Source organism: Marinobacter sediminum (assembly GCF_023657445.1).
GTDB classification, from domain to species: Bacteria; Pseudomonadota; Gammaproteobacteria; order Pseudomonadales; family Oleiphilaceae; genus Marinobacter; species Marinobacter sediminum_A.
In genome coordinates this window covers 1562719-1581818 of sequence record NZ_JAGTWY010000001.1, presented here as the reverse complement: position 1 = coordinate 1581818, position 19100 = coordinate 1562719, and the positions used below count along the sequence as shown (strand labels likewise).

19 protein-coding genes are annotated in these 19100 nt (G+C 56.2%); 6 read left to right on the top strand and 13 right to left on the bottom strand.

Going from position 1 to position 19100, the window contains the following annotated elements; translation table 11 throughout:
• Positions 1-21 precede the first annotated feature (21 nt).
• The 5 genes from KFJ24_RS07515 to KFJ24_RS07495 form a co-directional block, all read right to left on the bottom strand.
• The gene (locus KFJ24_RS07515; RefSeq protein WP_250830454.1) at positions 22-288 is read right to left on the bottom strand and encodes a DksA/TraR family C4-type zinc finger protein; all 267 of its coding nucleotides are present in this window, start codon (positions 286-288) and stop codon (positions 22-24) included.
• Between the two features lie 98 nt (positions 289-386).
• On the bottom strand, positions 387-1211 hold the full coding sequence (locus KFJ24_RS07510) for an HAD family hydrolase (protein WP_250830453.1): 825 nt from the start codon (positions 1209-1211) through the stop codon (positions 387-389).
• 14 nt (positions 1212-1225) lie between these two features.
• Positions 1226-1513, bottom strand: coding sequence for a DUF1330 domain-containing protein (locus KFJ24_RS07505; RefSeq protein WP_250830452.1), 288 nt, complete (start codon positions 1511-1513; stop codon positions 1226-1228).
• Positions 1514-1529: 16 nt separating this feature from the next.
• On the bottom strand, positions 1530-2729 hold the full coding sequence (locus tag KFJ24_RS07500) for a CaiB/BaiF CoA transferase family protein (RefSeq protein ID WP_250830451.1): 1200 nt from the start codon (positions 2727-2729) through the stop codon (positions 1530-1532).
• A gap of 71 nt (positions 2730-2800) precedes the next feature.
• Positions 2801-3712 (bottom strand): histone deacetylase family protein, encoded by a 912-nt coding sequence (locus KFJ24_RS07495; protein WP_250830450.1) that lies wholly within the window; start codon positions 3710-3712, stop codon positions 2801-2803.
• Between the two features lie 202 nt (positions 3713-3914).
• Between KFJ24_RS07495 and KFJ24_RS07490 the strand changes: the two genes are divergently transcribed.
• Positions 3915-4358 carry a hypothetical protein gene (locus tag KFJ24_RS07490; RefSeq protein ID WP_250830449.1) on the top strand — a complete coding sequence of 148 codons (444 nt, stop codon included), beginning with the start codon at positions 3915-3917 and terminating at the stop codon, positions 4356-4358.
• Here KFJ24_RS07490 and KFJ24_RS07485 read toward each other — a convergent pair.
• The 3 genes from KFJ24_RS07485 to KFJ24_RS07475 all read right to left on the bottom strand — a co-directional run bounded on the left by KFJ24_RS07485 (position 4332) and on the right by KFJ24_RS07475 (position 8323).
• Positions 4332-4712: a cupin domain-containing protein gene (locus tag KFJ24_RS07485; RefSeq protein ID WP_250830448.1), complete on the bottom strand. Its 381-nt coding sequence runs from the start codon at positions 4710-4712 to the stop codon at positions 4332-4334. The genes KFJ24_RS07490 and KFJ24_RS07485 overlap by 27 nt on opposite strands.
• A 745-nt stretch (positions 4713-5457) precedes the next feature.
• On the bottom strand, positions 5458-6156 hold the full coding sequence (locus KFJ24_RS07480) for an NrdJb (RefSeq protein ID WP_250830447.1): 699 nt from the start codon (positions 6154-6156) through the stop codon (positions 5458-5460).
• Between the two features lie 28 nt (positions 6157-6184).
• Positions 6185-8323: an adenosylcobalamin-dependent ribonucleoside-diphosphate reductase gene (locus tag KFJ24_RS07475; protein WP_250830446.1), complete on the bottom strand. Its 2139-nt coding sequence runs from the start codon at positions 8321-8323 to the stop codon at positions 6185-6187.
• A 584-nt stretch (positions 8324-8907) separates the two neighbouring features.
• Between KFJ24_RS07475 and KFJ24_RS07470 the strand changes: the two genes are divergently transcribed.
• On the top strand, positions 8908-9717 hold the full coding sequence (locus KFJ24_RS07470) for a DUF6160 family protein (RefSeq protein WP_250830445.1): 810 nt from the start codon (positions 8908-8910) through the stop codon (positions 9715-9717).
• A gap of 51 nt (positions 9718-9768) precedes the next feature.
• Here KFJ24_RS07470 and KFJ24_RS07465 read toward each other — a convergent pair whose 3' ends face one another.
• The 3 genes from KFJ24_RS07465 to KFJ24_RS07455 form a co-directional block, all read right to left on the bottom strand.
• Entirely contained in the window at positions 9769-10563 is a 795-nt protein-coding gene (locus KFJ24_RS07465) for an ABC transporter ATP-binding protein (RefSeq protein WP_250830444.1), read from the bottom strand.
• Between the two features lie 9 nt (positions 10564-10572).
• A complete protein-coding gene (locus KFJ24_RS07460; protein WP_250830443.1) occupies positions 10573-11475 on the bottom strand; it encodes an ABC transporter permease in 903 nt (300 codons plus the stop codon).
• A 65-nt stretch (positions 11476-11540) separates the two neighbouring features.
• The gene (locus KFJ24_RS07455; protein WP_250830442.1) at positions 11541-12515 is read right to left on the bottom strand and encodes an ABC transporter substrate-binding protein; all 975 of its coding nucleotides are present in this window, start codon (positions 12513-12515) and stop codon (positions 11541-11543) included.
• 254 nt (positions 12516-12769) lie between these two features.
• On the opposite strand from KFJ24_RS07455, the gene KFJ24_RS07450 reads away from it, so the two are divergent.
• Positions 12770-14437, top strand: coding sequence for an AMP-binding protein (locus KFJ24_RS07450; protein WP_250830441.1), 1668 nt, complete (start codon positions 12770-12772; stop codon positions 14435-14437).
• 133 nt (positions 14438-14570) lie between these two features.
• A complete protein-coding gene (locus KFJ24_RS07445; protein WP_250830440.1) occupies positions 14571-15056 on the top strand; it encodes a thioesterase domain-containing protein in 486 nt (161 codons plus the stop codon).
• Positions 15057-15076: 20 nt separating this feature from the next.
• On the opposite strand, the gene KFJ24_RS07440 is transcribed toward KFJ24_RS07445, so the two are convergent.
• Complete coding sequence (locus KFJ24_RS07440; RefSeq protein ID WP_250830439.1) at positions 15077-16765, bottom strand: ABC transporter permease; 1689 nt, start codon at positions 16763-16765, stop codon at positions 15077-15079.
• A gap of 147 nt (positions 16766-16912) precedes the next feature.
• A complete protein-coding gene (locus KFJ24_RS07435; protein ID WP_250830438.1) occupies positions 16913-17929 on the bottom strand; it encodes a Fe(3+) ABC transporter substrate-binding protein in 1017 nt (338 codons plus the stop codon).
• A gap of 186 nt (positions 17930-18115) precedes the next feature.
• Between KFJ24_RS07435 and KFJ24_RS07430 the strand changes: the two genes are divergently transcribed.
• The gene (locus KFJ24_RS07430) at positions 18116-18394 is read left to right on the top strand and encodes a PilZ domain-containing protein (protein WP_250830437.1); all 279 of its coding nucleotides are present in this window, start codon (positions 18116-18118) and stop codon (positions 18392-18394) included.
• Positions 18387-18971, top strand: coding sequence for a hypothetical protein (locus KFJ24_RS07425; RefSeq protein ID WP_250830436.1), 585 nt, complete (start codon positions 18387-18389; stop codon positions 18969-18971). Before KFJ24_RS07430 ends, KFJ24_RS07425 begins: the two co-directional genes overlap by 8 nt.
• The last annotated feature ends 129 nt before the right edge of the window (positions 18972-19100 follow it).

The window sequence follows — 19100 nt, the reverse complement described above, 5'->3', positions numbered from 1 at the left end:
AACGGTGCGTCCGGCGTCCGGTTATCTCAGCTGACTATCTTTGCTGCCGCGCCGGTTAATGCCACCTGAAGCTGTTTCCTGTTTTTCAATTTCAGCCTGGCAATTTATGCACAGACGTACACCCGGAATGGCTTTACGCCGTGCCTCTGGAATGGGGCGGTCGCATTCTTCGCAGAAAGCGGCGCTTTCACCCGCGCCTAGCCGGCTGCGGGCCTCGGCTACGGCGTCTTCCACACTTGCATCGATCTGATCCTGAACGGCCCCATCACGGGCCCAGCCACCAGCCATAATGTTGCTCCTGCCAGAAACGTTTAACCTAGCGCGTTTCCCTGGGATTGCAAAGCTCATATTCCCGGTTGCGAGCGATTGTGCTTTGGTCCCGTGGGTCAGCCATACTTTCGTTTATACAGCCGTAGGACTCCCCGGACAGTAACGTCCAGCTGACTCCCTGTGTTGTAGTTACCCGGCACCACATAGTTCGCCCGCTCTTCGGAAATAAGCTTCTCGATCTTCTCTTGTGTCGTGTGCTCACCCCATTTGTCACCGTCGAAAACCGCGAGACTGCACCCGCCCTGAGCCTTGACCATCTTCATCGCCGGAATGTCCGTGTCGCCATCACCAAAATAGATCACGTGGTCGAAGGGAAAGGGGCGATCCCGGGGTTCAATGTACTCATTGATGGTGACATTATCCCAGCTGTTCTCGATGCCCTTGTTGATGCGAAACAGGTACTGGGTCTTGGTGGTGTAGTCGATGGCAACGGCGGGCCACTTGGCGTGTCCGGTGTCTTCATCGTAGTGGTAGCGGCAGCCGAAGATCTTTTTGAAATGCTTCGCCACCGGCGTTCCGCGAATCATCTCTTCCAGACCGCTGGAAACGATGTAATGGCTCAGGGCAATGCCCTGGTCGCTGGCAAAACGATTGATGCCGTCAAACCAGTCCTCGACGCCAGGGAACAGGGGAATGGATTGGCCGTGCATCCGGAGGCTTTCCGGTGTCAGTTCATCGTGCTTGCCCACATCGCGGGCGCGCTTGGCCAGCTCCCCGAGGTAGGTGAGTATCTCGTCGCCATCCCGCTCGCGGTTCTTTCGGTTCACGGCGGGCCAGAAATCGGACTCTTCGCTCAGGCCCAGGGCGGGCATGAGTCCGTGTTCGGCGCAGTTGCCGCGGGCGAGAGTGCCGTCGAAGTCATAAACCAGAGCGCATTGCATAGGCAGCCTTCCTGTCAATCGGCTTCGTAGGTGATCAGATCCACATCCGCTGCTTCTTTCCGCAGGGGAACCAGGGCCCGATAGGCGGTGGAGTTGTGCCATTCAATGACGGACTCCATGTCCGGGAACCGAATAACCACAGTGTCTGTATGAGGGTACTGGCCGCTGAGAACTTTCGCCTTCGTTCCGCGAAGCACAAGCTCGGCACTCCAGGGCACCAGCGTTTCGGGAACGCGGCTCCGGTAGTCCACCCATTTACCCGGATCTTTTACGGTGATGTTGCCAATTACGTAGGCTGTCATGGCTGTACTTTATCCTTCACTCACAGAGAGCGGTGCGGGCCACCCCTGAATCTATCAGTTGCTGAATCTCCTCCCCAGAATAGCCGCAATCTGCCAGCAGGGCGCTGGTGTGTTGGCCCAGGGTCGGAGCGCCTTGCCAGGGTTGCTCAGGTGCGGCTGAGAACCGGGCCGGAGTGCGGGTCTGGCGAATGTGACCGGCTTGCGGGTGGTCGTAGTTCTTCAACAGGTGGTTGGCCTGAACCTGTGGGTGGCCCAGCACCTGAGTCCGGGTCAACACCGGGGCGCAGGGCACCTGTTCTTCTTCGAGCCGTTCCAGCCAGTGCTCGGCGGAGTCTGTCCGGATCACGGACTGGATCAGATCGAGCCGTGCGTCGATGTTTTCCTGGCGCAGTTCGGCGGTCAGAAACCTCGGATCCTCTGCCCATTCCGGCCGGTTGACCGCGCGGATCATCGCCTGCCACTCCCGGTCATTCTGCACCGCAATGGTGATGTAGCCGGTGGTGGTTTCGTAGATCAGGTCCTGAAAACTGGCGGCCTCCTGTTGCGGTAACTCGCGATGCACAAAGGTCTGACTGCCCATGTCGGAACTCCACAGGAACGCGATGATGGCATCCAGCATGGACAGGCGCACATGCTGGCTTTCGCCGGTGCGCTCGCGGGCAAACAGGGCGGCGGTGATGGCCTGGGCGGCGGTGACACCGGTGAGCTTGTCCGGCAGGATGGTCCGGACCAGCTGCGGACGCCGCTCATCCGCGCCGGCCTGCACCGTGGCCAGCCCGGACAGGCCCTGAATCAGCGGGTCGTAAACCGGGCGTTGGGCGTAGGGGCCAGTATCACCAAAGCCGCTGATGGACACCATGATGAGGTTCGGTGCCACCTTGCGCAATTCGTCCTCACCCAGACCCATCTTTTCGATCACGCCGGGGCGGAAATTCTGGACAAACACGTCGGCGGTGGCCACCAGCTTCAGAAGGGCGTCACGACCCTCCCGCTCTTTCAGGTTGAGCGCGACGGACTTCTTGTTGCGGTTGTTGTTGAGAAACGACGCTGACACATTACCCTGCCGGTTGGCGGCGAAACGCGTGAAATCACCACCTGCGGGATTCTCGACCTTGATCACCTCCGCGCCCTGATCAGCCAGCATCATGGTGGCCAGGGGGCCGGATATCATGGCCGTCAGGTCGATAATCCGGATGCCGTCGAGAGGGCCGGTCATATGGGTGCTCCTTCTATCCGCTCAAGATGAGAATTAAAACTAGATTTGTCCCGGTTTTTGGAACGTTTCAATCAGTCAGCGCCAAACACACGGCTGGCCTCTTCCACGATAATCCCATGACGCCTTGCCAGTTTCACCCGATCGTCATCGTAGCCTCCGCCAATCACGGTAGCCACGGGAATGCCACGACGTTTCAGTTCACTGAGCACTCGATAATCCCGTTCCCGAATGCCCGGCTCGGAAATGTTCAGCTTACCCAGAGGGTCACCCTGAAACACATCCACCCCCGCGTCGTAGAGCACAATGTCTGGCCTCGACAACGCCAAAGCCTTGTGCAGTGTCTCACTGACGGCCGCCAGGTAGTCCTCGTCACCCATGCCGTCCGGCAGAGCGACATCCAGATCGCTGACCTGTTTCTGAAACGGGAAATTGCGCTCGCAGTGAACAGAGCAGGTGAAGGCCCTCGGCTCATCGGCCAATAACGCAGCGGTGCCGTCACCCTGATGCACATCACAATCAAAAATGAGCACCCGTTCAATGCCATCCTGCCGGAGAAGCACGTTGGCGGCTATGGCCAGATCGTTGAGGATGCAAAAGCCGGCGGCGTAATCGAAATGCGCGTGATGAGTACCACCGGCCAGGTGGCAGGCAATGCCATTTTGCAGGGCCAGCTGCGCCGTCAGAACCGTGCCGGATGGTGCCAGAAAAGTACGCCTGACCAGTCCCTTGCTCCAGGGCAGATTCATCTGTCTTGTTTCCCGGGCGGAGAGTCGATCGCCGGCGAAGCGCGAGAGATAATCCGGGCAATGGGTGTGAGTCAGCCATGCCTGACGGCAGGGCGCGGGGCGGTAACTGTTACTGAGGCCAAGCAGCCCCTTCGAACGCGCGTAATCCGCAAGCAGCCCGAACTTCTCCATCGGAAAACGGTGTCGTTCAGGAAACGGGAAACTGTAGTCTGGATGGTGAACCACGGGTATGGGCATGCCGGTTTCCGGTTACGATGGGTTTCGCGGTGATGCTTCTGACTCACTTTTTTACACCGTATCTCAAAAATGTCTTTAACGGCCATGGATATAAAAACAGTGGTATCAAACCCTTTATTTTCCCGCGCCTTTTTGGCAATTAAAACCATGACTATTCCCATAGCCATGTACCGGATGCGCAAGTGATAAACGGGTTACGCTAATGCCCACGCCGGTTCTCTACGACGAACTGCGGCGAAACCATCCAGATCTCGATCGCCATCAACTGCGTGAACGCTATCGACTCGGTTCGGTCGTATTTGCCGCCGCCGATGTGGAACTCGACCGGTTCCTTGAGCGGCTACCTTCTGCCAGCGATCTGGCGCAGGAAATGATCGTTACGGTTACCGATGATGACGTTGCGCTCAACGCGGCCCGCATGTACATGCGCACCGATCTTGGCCCGGAGATGCGGGGGCTGCGCAATACAGAAATAGAGAACCTGTGGTATTTCCCCACCGACTATCCTGGGCGCGTGCGCGAATCCGCTCGGTCGGTCCTGGCCGAGGACTGGGCGACGCCGCCCGATGACCAGGGCGCCAACGTTGCAATCTCAAGGGGGCAGGTCAATGCTGCAATTTCAGGATTGCTCCCAAGGCACTGCTAGCGGCTTCCCCTCATCCGTTTTTACACGAACCGGCCCCATTCCCAGAGCAGCCACGAGCTTCATTTCTTCGCTAGAAGTATTAACAATGTCATGAACAACATCAGGCTTAATGATTAAGGTCGAATTTGGCCCGAACTTCGTTGTTTCACCAGCTACAGTGCATTCCCCGGAACCGCTCAGAATTATGATCACCTCATCACAGTCGTGGCAATGGGCTGGAGTGGATGCCCCTGGAGCGATTGACTGCATCCAAACCTCCATGGACTCGACTCCTTGCTTAAGTCCACCGACGGTTTGATGCTTGATCCCGGGCAACTCGAATATTTCGACTTCTTCATTGTTATAGACTGGCATCGGATTTCTCCATTTCCGGCATAACGCTGACATAAGCGACGGCCCGACAGGGGCGTCCGGTGGACGACCGGCAAGCCGGGGACGAACTTAATTGACGGGTTATGCTTGCTGAGACGTTCTACGAAGCAACGCATGCCACCAATACTGCCTGTAGCGGTAAAAGATATTTGCATACAACCACACCAAGAACGTCAGAGCTCCCGTTTAAACTCAACATCATCAGTATAGGTACAGGTTTCGGTTTGGTCAGGGCTTACCTGAATATGATGATTCCAGACGGTAACCAGGCCACCATTCTCCTTGGTAAAAAGCACCCGGTTACTGTCGTTAACCTCTTGTAAGGCTATTGAATGCCTCCACGCTGGAACAATCCGGAAGAACCAAGAAACCCGCGGGTAACGAACAATAAGGTGTCGCTCCTTTTGACCAGAGCCCAAACCTCATCGGCGGGTGCGTTAAACATCCGCTGCAGTCAGATTCGTTTGAAACCAGCACTTGCCAGTGCCTCGGCACGGACCTCACGGCTAAGCATTACTGCCTCTGCCACGGGTTTCCCCTCTCGAACAAACGGTGTGGCACCGCTGCGTCCTTAGGGCGCGGATCGCAAGTAAACGCTTCGATTTGGCAGATACGCCGCCTTGACGCCCAACAGCAAGCAGACCGCAGCCAGATAATTACACTCGCCCCAAACAAAAAGGCCCGGAGTTCTCATTCCGGGCCTTCTCGTCAATACTGCTTAATCACCTCAACCGCACTTGCTGTCGCCGCAAGAGAGGCAGGTCGCGCAACCGTCCATCACGATCACCGCCTTGGTGCTGCACTTGCCGCACATGGTGGCGTTGGGCGGGAAGTCGCTGGCCTTGTCGTCGTTCGTTGCCGTGGTGTGGCTGGCTTCGAACTCGGCGCGCTTTTCGGCGAGGATGCGCTTGGTGGTTTCGCTCATTTCCTCGCTTTCCAGCAGGCCGATGGCCTTCAGGTGCTTTTCGATCACAGCGCCGATTTCAGCGACCAGGGACGGCATGAATACGCCGCCTTTCTTGAAGTAGCCGCCGTTGGGGTCGTATACGCTCCGCAGCTCTTCCACCAGGAAGGTTACGTCGCCACCCTTGCGAAATACTGCAGAGATAACGCGGGTGAGGGCGATAACCCACTGGAAGTGTTCCATCGACTTGGAGTTGATAAACACTTCGTACGGCTGCCGGCTTTCGTGGTCGGTGCCTTCGTTGAGCAGGATGTCATTGATGGTGATGTACATCGCGTGCTCGGCCACCGGCGGCTTGATCTTGTAGGTGGTGCCCAGCAGGAAATCCGGCCGTTCGATGTATTCGTTCATCTGAACGGGTTTCATTTCCGCATGCACCGGCGCCTGGTGTTCGGTGGTCGCTTCAGGGTCGGCTTTCTTTACGCGGTAGCCGACGATTTTGTTGCTGATTTTGACTGTCATGTTCGTTGTCCTGTGTCGGGTTCCCGGATCAATACTTGCCGTAGGTGCCTTCTTTGAGTGCGTCAAACAGGTTGGCGGCGTTGTGGATTTCGCCGTCGTATTCTACCTGCTCGTTGCCCTTCAGCGTTACCTTGCTGCCATCGTCCAGGGTGAACTCGTAAAGGGTATTTTCCAGATCCTTTTCCTTCACCAGAACGCCCTGGAAGGCTTCCGGGTTGAAGCGGAACGTGGTGCAGCCCTTCAGGCCCTTGTCGTAGGCGTACAGGTAAATGCCCTTGAAGTCCTGATAGTCGAAGTCTGTCGGAACGTTGGCGGTCTTGGAAATCGAGGAATCTACCCACTTCTGGGCGGCGGCCTGGATGTCCACATGCTGTGCCGGTGTCACATCGTCGGATGTGGTGAAGTAGGCCGGCAGTCTCTTGTCGTCCTCTTCGGAGAACGGCATGGCACCCGCGTTAACCATGTGACGGTATGCCAGCAGTTCAAAAGAGAATACGTCGACTTTCTCTTTGGTCTTCCGGCCTTCGCGGATGATATTCCGGGCGTAGTGGTGCGAGAAGCTTGGCTCAATACCGTTACTGGCGTTGTTGGCCAGTGACAGGCTGATAGTACCGGTCGGCGCGATGGAGGTGTGGTGGGTGAAGCGGCCACCTTTCTCGGCCAGTTCTTCCACCAGTTTTGGCTCCACATTGGCAATCTGCTGCATGTACTTGCTGTACTTGGCGTGCAGTACCCGGCCTTTGAGCTTGTCGCCCAGCTTGTAGCCGTCTTTGGACAGCTGAGGGCATTTGCCCAGCATCTTCGGCGTGATCTCGAACTCGTCGTCCATAATCGGCGCCACGCCTTTTTCTTCGGCGAGGGCCAGGGACTGGCGCCAGCCTTCCACGGCCATTTCGCGAACGACTTCTTCGGTGAACTCTACGGATTCCTCAGAACCGTAGGGCATGCGGAGCATGGCGAGGGTAGAACCCAGGCCCAGGATGCCCATGCCGTGGCGGCGCTTGTAGGTGATTTCGTGGCGCTGCTCGGCCAGCGGCAGGCCGTTGATCTCTACCACGTTATCGAGCATGCGGGTGAAGATGGCCACAACCTTGCGGTATTTCTCGTAGTTGAAGCTGGCCTTGTCGGTGAACGGGTAGTCCACGAACATGGTCAGGTTCACAGAGCCCAGCAGGCAGCTGCCATACGGGGGCAGAGGCTGCTCGCCGCAGGGGTTGGTAGCGCGGATGTCTTCGCAGAACCAGTTGTTGTTCATCTGGTTGACCTTGTCGATCAGGATGAAACCCGGCTCGGCGTAGTCATAGGTGCTGGTCATGATGGTGTCCCAGATGAACTGGGCTTTCAGGGTGCGGTAAATACGGCACGCCACCTTGCCTTCATCGTTAACCACGTAACCCTTGAGAATCGGGAAGTCCCGGTAAACGAACTGGCTGGTATCGCTCAGGTCCAGTTCCTCGTCTTCCACTTCTTTCTGGGTGACCGGGAAAGACAGGTGCCAGTCGTCGCCATTGCGAACGGCTTCGATGAAGTCTTCGGTGATCAGCAGTGACAGGTTGAACTGGCGCAGGCGGCCGTCTTCGCGCTTGGCCTGGATGAAATCGATCACGTCCGGGTGGTGCACGTCGAAGGTGGCCATCTGGGCACCACGGCGGCCACCGGCAGAGGATACGGTGAAACACATGCGGTCGAAGATATCCATGAATGACAACGGACCCGACGTGGTCGCACCGGCGCCAGCGACGTAAGCGCCTTTCGGACGCAGGGTGGAGAACTCATAACCGATACCACAGCCTGCCTTGAGCGTCAGGCCGGCTTCGTGGTTCTTCTCCAGGATGTCGTTCATGGAATCCTGAACGGAGCCGGATACTGTGCAGTTGATGGTGGACGTTGCCGGCTTGTGGGCTTCGGCACCCGCGTTGGATGTGATACGTCCGGCCGGGATGGCGCCGTGCTGCAGGGCCCAGATGAAGTCTTTCATGTGCCTGCTGCGTACGGACTTGTTTTCAACTTCAGACAGTGCCTTTGCCACGCGTTCGTACGTAGCATTGATGTCCTTGTCGACGGGCTCGCCAGTCTTGGTTTTCAGCTGATATTTGCTGTTCCAGATGTCGAGCGAAGCTTCCTGCATCGGAATTGTAGTAACCACTGCCTGTGCCTTAGCGTTCATTGCCACCCTCGGTATTTCCAGTATGTCTTCTTTTGACAGCGCTATCCTGTATGACTGCGCTGCACCCCTTGAATTCTATAATCCAGGCCTAGGCCGACGGTGCGTTGCTGACCACTATATGTAGTGGATGTTTTTTGAGCTAAAACGCACCCGGATAACCCGGTTTTTCCGTTGAATCGTTGTTGCCGGCCCGGCTTGAGCCGCTTCTGGATCTGTACTGAGACAAATGCCTGTGGAAGTCGGTAGCCCTATATGTGGGCTTATTTTTCGAAAAGTATAACAGGATATAGTGTTATGTGAACAAGAACGCAACTATTGATTGGAGAGATAGCTCAGGGAAAATCAATCGCTGGAGCCTTGAAAGAACGAAAATCCCGTCAAAACCGGAGCTTGCGGATAACTATTCATCAACACTATATGTTGTGGTTAAAAAATACCCGAAAATTTCCTCGAATGGTTGTAGATGGCAACCATTTTGTGACCCCTGCACGTACCTTGCTCGGACGTGTCGCTAGAGTATTGAGGTGGTGTCGAATACTGCAGTGGCCCACAGGAAGTGATAACTACTATAAAAGGAACGAATGATGAAAGGCCTGAAACCTTCCTTGCTAGCGCTGTGCGTTGCAGGTGCCCCTCCTGCGGCCATAGCGGAAATCCAGAGACTGGATGAATCCGCGATGGGGAATATCACCGGCCAGGCCGGTGTCACCATCGAGCTTGAGACGAAGCTGAACATTGATCGGTTTATCTACACCGATGAGGGGTCACTGGAAGTGAACGACATCTTTGTCGGTGGTGCCAATCGAACCGATATGTTTTCCGAAATGAACCTGAACCTCAACGGTTCGGCTACTGATACGCTCGATAACATACGGATCAATATCGACGTGGCCAGTGATGGCGACGCCATCATCAACCTGCTGCCGTTGTCGTTTAACGCTGTCGATTTGCGGATTTCCACGGGAGCCTGGAACCTGACGGGAACCGGTGGTTCCACCGTGGTTTTTGATAACTTCAACATGGACGCCCTGATCGGTTCCGGCACGATTCGAATCGACACTGCGACGGACAAGTTGAATTTCAAGACCGACATTGCCATTGACGACCTGGACTTCGATGTACCGTTTCTGGCGTTGGGCATTCGTGATTTCCAGATGACCGGGGCGGATTATGATCTGCAGGCCCCTCAGCCCCTCAGGTTGTTCGCATATGTTGAGCTGGATATGTACAAGGCGCCGAATTCCCGGAATGTCGAAAGCCTTGCTATTGACCTCCAGACCTTCGAAGCGGATATCCGCATTGGCGGTGTCATAGTCGGTGGGACATCCATTGGCTCCATGGCACTGGATAACCTGGCGATCACCAATACCTCAATGCTGATATACGGGCATTGAGCCCGGTGTGATGTCGGATAAAAAAGGCGGGAGATAAGCCCGCCTTTTTTGTCAGCCAAGAAGCAGGCTGTCGTCGTCCACGGAGAGGCCCCGCTGTTTCTCGAACAAGCCCAGTAGGTCCGTTACCTCAAGACCCTCCCGTTCTTTTCCAGCGATGTCGAAAACCACCTGGCCCTGGTGAAGCATGACCGTTCGGCTGCCGACCTCCAGAGCCTGTTTCATGCTGTGTGTCACCATCAGAGCGGTCAGTTTTTGCTGCTCAATAATCTGGGTTGTTAGCTCAAGCACGAACGCGCCGGTTTTAGGGTCGAGGGCAGCGGTATGCTCGTCCAGTAGCAGGATGGCGGATGGGGTCAGGCTGGCCATCAGAAGGCTCACGGCCTGGCGCTGGCCGCCGGACAGCAGCCCCATCTTGTCACCGAGCCGGTCTTCCAGCCCCAGATTCAGCGAAGACAGACTTTCCCGGAACTGCTCCAGATACTGCTTCTTCACTGCGGTCGTCAGACCCCGTCGCTGGCCGCGCTTGATGGCGAGCGCCAGATTTTCCTCAATGGAGAGCGCCTCGCAGGTGCCCGCCAGGGGGTCCTGGAACACTCTCGCAACCCGGCCAGCGCGCTTGTGCGTTGGCAGTTTGGTGACGTCGACGTTGTCCACAATGATTTCACCACTGTCCACCAGAACCTCACCGGAAAGGGCGTTCAGAAAGGTCGACTTACCGGCACCGTTACTGCCGATCACGGTCACGAATTCACCCTGATTGACGGTAAGGCTCATACCCCTGAGCGCGGGATTTTCCAGTGGCGTTCCCTTGCCAAAGGTCAGTCGGAGATCGCTTGCACTGATCATGTCGCCTCCTCAGGCCTTATTTCGGGTGAATTTGGCAATCACGGAGCTGCGCACGCCGGGCAGAACGATCGCCAGGGTAACCAGTACCGCCGTAATCAGGTTGAGATCCTGAGCCTGGAGGCCGAGCACGTCTGCGTTCAGGGCAAAGGCAATTGCCAGTCTGTAAATGATGGCACCGAATACGCAGGCGAGCAGGGCACGCATGACTGTCGATGGCGTGATCACTGCTTCGCCACCGATCAGGGAGGCTAGGCCGATAACGATCACCCCGACACCCATGGTGACGTCGGCGGCGCCCTGGCTCTGGGCAAAAAGGGCGCCAGCCAGACCGACCAGGCCATTGGACACGGCAACGCCGAGAATGATCATTGCGCCGGTAGCAATACCCTGTGCCCGGGCCATTCTGGGGTTGGCGCCTGTGGCGCGCATGGCCAGCCCGGTTTCGGACTTCATGAAACGCCACAGGAGAATCAGGGCTACCACCACGACGATGATGAACAGCAGAACAGGGACCTGATGGTAGGCAAGGTCCAGATCGTACCAGGGGGTAAGGACGGTTTCTTCTGTCAGCAGCGCGAGGTTGGGCCGGCCCATGATGCGAAGATTCACGGAGTAGAGCGCGATCATGGTGAGGATGGAGGCCAGCAGGTTAAGAATCTTCAGCTTGACGTTGAGGATCGCCGTTACCGCACCGGCGGCCATACCGGCAACTATGGCCGCACCGGTGGCGATCCAGGGGTTCCAGCCATTTATGATCAGAATGGCGGCCACTGCGGCACCCAGAGGAAAGCTGCCGTCAACGGTTAGGTCGGGGAAGTCGAGGACACGGAACGAGATATAAATGCCGAAAGCAACCAGGCCATAGATGAGGCCGGTCTCAACAGCACCGTAAAATGCGATTTCACTGAGCATGGGTAATATTCACTGTGAAAGAAAACGGGCGGACCCTTGTGAGGTCCGCCCGTTTTGAACTGGCGTTACTTGTCGCTCTTGACGACTTCTTTGGCTTCCTGGATCAGGTCGTCAGGCAGGGAGATGCCCATGCGCTCTGCGGCGGCCGGGTTCACGAACAGGTCCAGGGTGTCCATGGTTTCAACAGGCATGTCGGAGGTACTGGCACCTTCGAGGATGCGGACAACCATTTTGCCGGTTTGACGGCCGTGGTTGTAGTAGTTGAAGCCCAGGGCGGCAACCGCGCCACGCTCAACGGTAGCTGTGTCTGCTGCGAAGACCGGAATGTCTGCGCGTTCACCAACGGAAATAACGGCCTCGACGGCGCTGATGACGGTGTTGTCGGTGGTCAGGTAGATGGCGTCGGCTTTGCCAACCAGGGAGCGGGCGGCGCCGAGTACCTCCGAGGTTTTGGTGGCCGCGGCTTTGACCAGCTCCAGGTCACGCTCGGCAAGCCGCTCTTCCAGCAGGTTAACCAGAGAGACGGCGTTGGCTTCACCCGGGTTATATACAGTACCGATACGCTTGGCATCCGGCACGGCACGCTGGAGCATGTCGAGGTGCTTGTCGATTGGCAGCATGTCGCTGACACCGGTGATGTTTGCGCCCGGCGCTTCCAGGCTCTTGACCAGCTTGGCACCGACCGGATCTGTAACTGCGGAGAAAACGACCGGGATGTTGCGTGCTGCCGCCGCAACCGTCTGCGCCGAGGGTGTTGCAATGGCCACGATGACGTCAGGACTATCGCCCACGAACTTACGGGCAATCTGGGAAGCGATGGCAGAGTTGCCCTGGGCGCTTTCGTGCATGACCGTCAGGTTTTCACCTTCCTTGTAGCCCTGCTCAGCGAGCTCATCTTTGACGCCCTGATATACGGCATCCAGTGCCGGATGTTCAACGATCTGGGTGATGGCAACAACGCGCGGTTCTTCGGCCTGTACAAGGCTTGCCGCTGCCAGAAGTGAGGCACCAATCAGGGTGCGCAGAGTTCTCTTGGCCATGTGGCTGTCTCCGAGTCAGTTACGGGTTTGACGAATTTTCGACGTTCAGAAATACGAAGGTGAGAAAGTTTATCACAGGCCCGGGGGATGCGGGGTAGGGATTGTTACCTCAGGCATTTGTGGACTATAAGAAAGTTGTAGTTTGGAATAGTTTTGCTTGTGTCACGTTTTGACTGACAGGACTATGTTGAAATACCCTACGAAAGTCTAATAATAAATCCGAAGAAACTGCACGATGAAAACAAGGATGGTCCATGGACACAACGAATAAACTTCCCCTGGAAATGGTCTACCACTGGGAGACCGCCAAGGCTAATTCCATTTATATGACCCAGCCCGTCGGCGACGGCAAGGTGGTGGAATATACCTGGGCCAAGGCGGTGGATGAGGCGCGGCGTGTTGCGGCCTACCTCAAGTCACTCAATCTTCCTGAGAAAAGCCGTATTGGCCTTATCTCCAAGAACTGCGCCCAGTGGGTTATGTCGGACTGGGCTATCTGGATGGCGGGCCACGTCTCCGTTCCGCTGTATCCGACCCTGAACGCAGACACAGTCAACTATATTCTCAACCATGCTGAATGCGACGTTCTGTTTGTTGGCAAGCTGGACGACTGGGACATGATGAAGTCGGGGGTTCCTGAATCGGTTCGTTGCATTTCGTTTCCACTGAGCCCGCCCAATGATTTTGAAACCTGGGATGACATTGTTGCCAAGTATCCGCCCCTGGAGGAGAACGTGCAGCGTGAAGCGGGCGAGCTGGCAACGATTGTATATACCTCTGGCAGCACCGGCCGGCCAAAGGGTGTGATGCTCAGCTTCGGCAACATGGCTTTTTCCGCTGAGGGTGGTATGGAAGTGCTGGGCGTTGGCTCCGAGGAGCGCATGTTGTCCTATCTGCCGCTTGCTCACGTGTTTGAAAGAACGTTTGTGGAACTGGCTTCCCTGTATGCAGGCTTCCAGCTCTATTTCGCCGAATCCCTCGATACCTTCGTGCAGGATCTGCAGCGTGCCCAACCCACGTTGTTCCTTTCCGTGCCCCGGCTCTGGGTCAAGTTTCAGCAGGGCGTTCTGCACAAGTTGCCGAAGCAGAAACTGGACAGGCTCCTGAAGATTCCCGTGGTTAACAGGATGATCAAGAAAAAGATCCTCAAAGGGCTTGGCCTGGATAAGGTCAAGTTGGCGGGCAGTGGTTCCGCGCCCCTGGCCAGCGACGTTCTGGACTGGTATCGCAACCTTGGCCTGGAACTGCTGGAAGGTTATGGAATGTCTGAAAACTTTGCCTACTCACATATGAGCAAGCCGGGTCGTTCCAAGACCGGTTATGTGGGCGAATCCCTGCCGGGCGTTGAAACCAGAATCGCCGAAGACGGCGAGGTGCAGATCAAGAGCCCGGCTACCATGATGGGCTACTACAAGGATGAAGAGAAAACGCGCGAAACCTTCACCGAGGACGGTTTCCTGAAAACCGGGGATAAAGGTGAGGTTGACGAGATGGGGCGCCTGAAGCTCACCGGCCGCATCAAGGAGATATTCAAGACCAGCAAAGGCAAATACATTGCGCCTGCGCCGATTGAGAACCGCCTGATGTCCCACGATTCCATTGAAATGGTTTGTGTTTCCGGTGCTAACCAGACGCAGCCTTTTGCACTGGTCGTACTGGGTGAGGATATTCGACCGAAGACAGCAGATGAGAATTTCCGCAAAGAGCTGGAAGCCAGCTTCAAGAACCTGATCAAGGAAGTGAACAAAACGGTGGATCCGCACGAACAACTGGCCTTCATTACGGTAGTCAGTGACGAGTGGTCCATCGAGAACAGCTTCCTGACCCCAACCCTGAAGCTGAAGCGAAATGTGGTGGAAGACGCCTATCAGGAGAAGGTTGATAACTGGTACGCGCAACGACAGCCGGTGATCTGGCAGTAGAGCGCCACCCGGCTGTTTGATTAACCTTCATCAGGCCCGGCATTGCCGGGCCTGATGTCGTTTACAGCCGACGTAAGTCGAATTTGGAAATATCGGACACGGGCATAAACTGGTTCAAGATCAGGAGGATGTTATGACCCAATTGGCACTTTTCCAGAAACGCATTAATGACGAAATTCCTTTGTCCCGGGCTCTGGGCATCCGGTTGCTGTCATGGGACGGTCATGCACTTCTTCTCAGTGCTCCCCTGGAGCCAAACCGCAATCATCAGGGCACGGGTTTTGGCGGTAGCGTGTACTCCGCTGCCGTCACTGCCGCATGGGGCGTCACCGAGCTTGCGTTGGCCGATCTTGGTCTCAGGGGGGCGGTAGTGGTCCAGAACGGCAATATCGACTATCTGGAGCCGGTGGAGCGGGACTTCTATGTGATCTGCCGGTTACCGGGCGGCGAAATCCCCGACCGATTCCGGAAGAGTCTTGCCCGGCACGGAAAGGGAAGGCTTGATCTGACCGCCGAGGTGTTTTGTGGGGAGCCTACCATGGAGCCGGTGCTTGACCCCGTTGCGGTTTTTCAAGGGCGTTTTGTGGTTCAGGATGCCCGGTCCCGCGTCAATATCTGACATCCCCCTCCGGTTTGCGGTTATCCAATAGCGCGAGAATTCGAGATCGAGCGACTCATCAGGATAATCGGAACGATTCCCGCCAGGACAATGATCAGCGCTGGCAGGGCGCTGTGGTAAAGCCGTTCATCTGATGCGAACTGGTAGACATAGGTTGCCAGGGTATCGAAGTTGAACGGGCGCAGAATTAACGTTGCCGGCAGTTCCTTCATGCAATCCACGAATACCACCAGCGCCGCGGTAACCAACGTACCGCGCAACATGGGCAGGTGGACCCTGACCAGGGTTTTTCCGGGGCTGTGCCCGAGTGAGCGAGACGCCATGTCCATGCTCGGTGTGATCTTCTGGAGCGCGCTTTCGACGCTGCCTGCCGAGACGGCAAGAAACCTTACGGTGTAGGCGAAAACCATGGCGAACGCGGAACCGCTCAGCAGCAACCCCGTGCTTACCCCGAAGGTGTCACGCATGATGCTGTCCAGCCAGTTGTCGAACCCCGCCAGGGGGACGATGACGCCAACAGCGAGCACGGCGCCAGGCATGGCGTAACCAAGGCTGGAGAGGCGCATGAGAATTTGCATGCCCCGGGTGTTGTGCAACCGTCGACTGTAGGCAAGAGTGACACCAATCAGAAGTGTGGTCAGTGCTGCGGTGGCGGACAGGAAAAGGCTGTTAAAGGTGTTTTCCAGGAAATCCGGGGTCCAGCTTTCGCCAAAATACTCCCAGGCGTAAAGCCCAAGTGTAAAACCGGGTATGACGAAGCCGAACAGCACGGGAATCGCACAAACCGCCAGGCAGACCAGCTGCCGGGGAAAGGACATGGTGAAGCGTTGGATGGGGTCCCGGTTGTCGCGGGCTGCAAACTGTTGCTGTCGCCGGCGTGAATAGCGTTCCAGAGTCACCAGCACAACCACAAAGATCAGCATGGTAGTGGCGATCTGTGCGGCACCGCCAAGGTTACCAAGGTTCATCCAGGTATCGAAGAGGCCTGCGGTGAGCGTCTGAACGGCAAAGAAATCCACCGTACCAAAGTCATTCAGGGTCTCCATCAGCACCAGGGAAAGGCCGACGGCCACGGCAGGCCGGGCAATGGGCAAAACCACCCGGAAAAAGGTACTCAGCGCCGAGTGGCCAAGACTCCGGCTGACGGCAAAGAGAGAGGGGGATTGCTCAAGAAACGCAGCGCGTCCGAGCAGGTACACATAGGGATAGAGCACCAGTCCGATCATCAGGGTGGCGCCCTCAAGGCTGCGGATCTGTGGGAACCAGTAATCGCTGGCGTTTTCCCAGCCCATCACACCCCTCAAGGTGCTCTGTACTGGCCCGGCATAGTCGAGCAGGCTGGTGTACACATAGGCGATGACATAGGCCGGAACTGCGAATGGCAGCAGCATGGCCCATTCAAAAAATTTCCGGCCCGGGAATTCGCACATGGTGACAGCCCAGGCGCTTGAAAGACCGATAACGAGGGTCAGGACGCCGACCCCAAGCATCAGCTTCAGCGTGGTCGTCAGGTATCGGGGCAGGGTGGTGTCGATCAGGTGTGGCCAGATGTTTTCTTCCGGGAAGAAGGCCAGAAAGATGACTGACAGAACCGGGAGCGCAACGATAGCTGTGATGAGGCCCGCGGTGATAAGCCAGCGCCGCGAGGTACGTTTTGCCAGCAGGGGCTCGGTAAGCCCTGGGTCAACGCTGGTAACGGCCTCGGTCATAGCTTTCCTGTTTATGAATCGAAATGAGAAAGGCTGTCGATTGTAGTCAGCTCACCTGCTACCTGCAATGACCGGGGTCATATACAACTGTGATACATAGGAGGAAAGACCGAAGTTCGCGCCGGCACGAACTTCGGTCCCAAGGCTTTATTCGCCGTCGTAGTCGACGCGGTCCGCCAGTTTCACGGCGGCATTGCGGTTGTCGGCGATCTTCTGCAGAGACAGCTCATCAGGGTGGATCTCGCCCCACTGGGCGACCAGGCCGGATGGCTTGACTTCAGGGTTGGCCGGATACTCTGTATTGGCTTCCGCGTAAATACGCTGGGCTTCCGGGGAAGACAGGAACTCCATTAGCTTTAGGGCGTTGTCGCGGTTCGGTGCGCTCTTGGTCATGGAGATGCCACTGATATTAACGTGGGTTCCACGGCCATCTGCATTGGGGAATACCAGGCGAACCTTCTCCGCTGCCGCCCGTTGGTTTTCATCCTGCAGCATATTGCCGTAGTAGTAGCTGTTACCGATGGAGACATCACAGACGCCTTCAGCGATGGCCTTGATCTGGTCGCGGTCACCGCCCTGGGGTTTGCGGGCCAGGTTGTCTTTAAGACCCTGCAGCCATTCTTCAGCATCGGCTTCGCCATGATGGGCGATCATGGATGAAACCAGGGCGACGTTGTAAGGGTGCTTGCCGCTGCGGGTGCAGATACGGCCTTCCCACTTGTCATCCGCCAGTTGCTCGTAGGTCGTGATCTCGCCTTCCTCAACCCGCTCTTTGGAGGTAAAGATGAGGCGGCCGCGAGTGGTGAGTGCAAACCATTTGCCTTCGGGGTGGCGGAGGTTTTCCGGGATGTTATGTTCCAGAACATCACTTTCGACGCCTTGCACCAGATCACGCTCAACCAGTTCGTTGATACGGGAGATATCGACTGTCATCACTACGTCGGCGGGGCTGTTCCGTCCTTCGCGCTCCAGACGTTCTGCCAACCCCTGCTTTGCAAATACCACATTACCTTCAATACCGGTTTCTTGCTCAAACGCGTTTAGAAGCGGTTCCAGCAGGTATGCCTGGCGATAGGAGTAGATGTTCACTTCGCCATCTGCGGATGCAGAAAGAGGGAGTACGCTCAGGGCAATTGCCGCGGTGGCAGTCAGTTTCATTCTCATGGTGTCGTCCTTCGTCAACGCTGCAGTATATTTGACCGATGTGGTTGATCACGGGTCTTTAATAACGGCAACCATTCTCATTTGTATTCAATTATTAGTCAATATCTCCTGTGGGATATTTCCATGAAAATGGTGTTATGCTTCGGAAGACTATAAAAACTATGCAAAAAGTAGTGGAATTCGCACATGACTGGGAATGATCGAAGAGAGCACATCCGTACAGCGATGAGCGCCAAGGTTAAGGTGGGCCACCCGACATTTGGGGATTTTGTTCTCTCAACCAGAGACATCTCGGATGGTGGTGTTTTTGTTGTTGTCGATACCGAACCATTTCACCCCGAGATTGGTGACCAGGTGACTGTGCAGGTGCAAGGCTTGCCTGTGCCTGCACCGGTGCTTCATATGGTGGTTGTGCGCAAGACCAATGACGGATTTGGTCTGCAGTTTGGCGAGAATGATGATTGATATGAAGCTGCCTTCGCTTCTGTTATTGCCTCTTCTTCTTTTGTCCGGATGCGCTTCCTATTATTCCCATTACGCTATGTTTCCTGCGGAGAATTCTGCTGGCGAGCCACGGCAGGTAAGGCTTTCGTGGAATACGGCGGACTATCCGGGGTGGTGGTTTGCCGATGACATGGCCACTCCAATACGGCTGGAAACCCAGTGTAGTGAGCGGGTCTGGCGCCTGCATGACAGTTCAGATGATGAAGCAGGTGCATGCGGTGACGGTATTCGGGCCTGTGGAGAGCCCGGGCTGGATTTTCGCCCACCCAAAGCAACTGTGTTGACTGATAAAGAACGCTGTATGGCTGTGAATCCGTCGGAGAAGGGCGCGCGTATCGCTGGGCTGGGCGGGAAACTCGAGCTGCTGGTGTCATGTAAACCTGTCTCGACGTTCGCGGCCGAAGGTGACGAAAAACGTAACATTGATTACATCCGTGCGTCTTCGGTTCCTTATACCGTCTATGTTCGTAAGGCGCCACGAGGCTCGCTTCGGGCCAAAATGCCGGAATTTGATGAATCGGCATGTGACGCAGAGTGACGCTTTTTGCCCCTGACGTGTGATCGTTGTCACACTGCTACACTTTGTTTCCTGTTGAACATTAGCGTTACGTTTTGTCGCCTTAGGGTTACTCTGCGCTACCAAACTGTAATGGACTCTTTTTGCCAC